A 307-nucleotide genomic window follows, 5' to 3' on the forward strand; every position below is an offset into this window, starting at 1 on the left:
CTTTTTCTGCTTGCCAAATCTCATTGAGATCGGCGTACTCTTTTTCTAACTCTTCTATTTGTGCATCAAGTACTTTACGCTCGGCTTGCGCGCCAGCGTCTTCTTCATTTTTGAGCACTTCACGCTGCATTTTTAACTGAATCAAACGGCTATCAAGCTTGCCAAGTGACTCAGGCTTGCTGTCCATCTCCATACGCAGACGACTGGCAGCTTCGTCGATTAAATCAATCGCCTTATCCGGCAGCTTGCGGTCAGTAATATAGCGATGGCTCATGCGTGCGGCAGCAATAATCGCACTGTCTTGAAT

1 pseudogene is annotated in these 307 nt (G+C 46.9%); it reads right to left on the bottom strand.

The window, feature by feature from the left end:
• A pseudogene (locus AAEZ03_RS26645) lies at positions 1 to 307 on the bottom strand (type VI secretion system ATPase TssH); the annotation flags it as partial.

Origin of the sequence: Pseudomonas sp. HY2-MNA-CIBAN-0224, assembly GCF_040310285.1 — a bacterium.
GTDB classification, from domain to species: Bacteria; Pseudomonadota; Gammaproteobacteria; order Pseudomonadales; family Pseudomonadaceae; genus Aquipseudomonas; species Aquipseudomonas helleri.